Origin of the sequence: Candidatus Methylobacter oryzae (genome assembly GCF_003994235.2) — a bacterium.
Taxonomy (GTDB): domain Bacteria; phylum Pseudomonadota; class Gammaproteobacteria; order Methylococcales; family Methylomonadaceae; genus Methylobacter_A; species Methylobacter_A oryzae.
On record NZ_RYFG02000038.1, the window covers coordinates 1 to 1871 of the forward strand.

General features: G+C 50.7%; 2 protein-coding genes. Both read left to right on the forward strand.

The genetic code is table 11. The annotated features are described in order from the left end of the window. Positions 1–551: TonB-dependent receptor (locus tag EKO24_RS06265; RefSeq protein ID WP_143733186.1), on the forward strand; the 551-nt coding region annotated here is incomplete at its 5' end. A gap of 161 nt (positions 552–712) precedes the next feature. Then, positions 713–1798 carry a zinc metallochaperone GTPase ZigA gene (gene zigA / locus EKO24_RS06270; RefSeq protein ID WP_127030785.1) on the forward strand — a complete coding sequence of 362 codons (1086 nt, stop codon included), beginning with the start codon at positions 713–715 and terminating at the stop codon, positions 1796–1798. Positions 1799–1871: the final 73 nt, after the last annotated feature.

A 1871-nucleotide genomic window follows, 5' to 3' on the forward strand; every position in this document is an offset into this window, starting at 1 on the left:
ACTGGATTAAAGCTCAATTGGACCTGTTCCACAATTGGGCCGGCAATTATATTTACCAGCAACGTAACGGCGAATTTATAGACGGTGCGCCGGTACTCGAAACCCGCCAAGCCGATGCAACGTTCATGGGCTATGAAAGCAAACTGATCTTCCCGTTGATGCAAAACCGCTTCGGGGCGGTTGATTTAACGCTGTTCAGCGATTTTACCAGGGGCCGGTTCGTCGATAGCCGCGATGTGCCGCGGATGCCCCCGTTGCGTTTCGGTTTCCAGCTCGACCATACCAAAGGCGAGTGGAATAACTATCTGCGCTTGACGCGCGGCGAAGCCCAGACTCATGCGGGCGACAATGATACCGCGACGCCAAGTTACCTGCTGCTTAATCTAGGTACCCAATATCAAGTCCTGGACCTGCACGGCGCCGATGTGATGGTGTTTGCAAAGGCCAATAACCTGCTGAACGAGAATATCCGAAATTCCACCTCGTACCTGCGTAACTTTGCGCCGGAGCCGGGACGCGGTGCGGAAATAGGTTTTAGGGTGAGCTACTAATGAACGTCTCGAAAATCCATCAAGTCATCGTAATTCCAATGCATTTAAAAAACACTTGCGCCGCACCTTATACAGTAACGCTTTTAATAAAGCGGGCTAATTATTTGGCTCGGCTAAAAAGTCAACCAACAACAGTGTAAGCACAATCGCACAGACTATTTATGACTAAACAACTTTTACCTGTCACCGTGTTATCCGGCTTTTTGGGCGCGGGAAAAACCACGCTGCTCAATCACATTCTCGCTAACCGCGAGGGCTTAAAAATAGCCGTGATCGTCAATGACATGAGCGAAATCAATATCGATGCGGCGCTGGTCAAAAATGAGGTCACTCTCAATCGCGCCGAAGAAAAACTCGTGGAAATGAGCAATGGCTGCATCTGCTGTACCTTGCGTGAAGACTTGCTGGTGGAAGTCGGGCAATTAGCCAAAGCAGGGCGATTTGATTATTTGTTGATTGAATCCACCGGTATCGCGGAACCCATGCCGATTGCCGAAACTTTTACCTTCAGGGATGAAGACGGAGTCAGTTTGTCGGATATTTCCAGGCTGGATACCTTGGTAACGGTGGTCGATGCGGTCAATTTTATGGGTGATTACCTGAAAGCCCAATCGCTAAAAGAGATTCATGCCGAGCTAGGTGAAGACGATGAACGTAACATCGCCGATTTGCTGGTGGAGCAGGTGGAGTTTAGCAATGTGATTCTGATTTCAAAAGCCGATTTGGTCTGCAGCGATGAGCTGACCAATTTAATAGCCATTCTAAATACCCTGAATCGCGATGCCGAAATCATCCCGATGGTGATGGGGCAGGCGCCCCTGAATAAAATCATTAATACCGGACGCTTCAATTTTGAACAGGCCGAGCAAGCTCCGGGCTGGTTGCAGGAAATGCGCGGTTCGCATAAACCGGAAACCGAGGAATACGGCATCGCCAGTTTTATTTACGCCGCCCGCAAGCCGTTTCATCCTGAGCGTTTTTACGATTATCTGCATAGAGAGGATTGGAATAACGGCACTTTGCTGCGCTCCAAAGGCTTTTTCTGGCTGGCCTCGCGGCCCGAATGGGTCGGCAACTGGTCGCAAGCCGGCGGCACCATGCAACATGGCTGTGCCGGGCGCTGGTGGGCGTCGGTGCCCGAATCGGAATGGCCTGAAGAATACGTCGCCGATATTCGCGCCAGCTGGCAAGCACCGTTTGGCGATTGCCGGCAGGAACTGGTCTTTATCGTAGAACTTACGCATTGACAGCCGGTATAGAATATGAGGCATGAACTAACCCTAGGCAACGGAAGGCCCGCCCGTGATAAGAAAAATAAGC

Bases quoted from the DNA above. Each gene is read 5' to 3' on its own strand.
- zigA (WP_127030785.1), top strand. From the start codon at position 713: ATGACTAAACAACTTTTACCTGTCACCGTGTTATCCGGCTTTTTGGGC.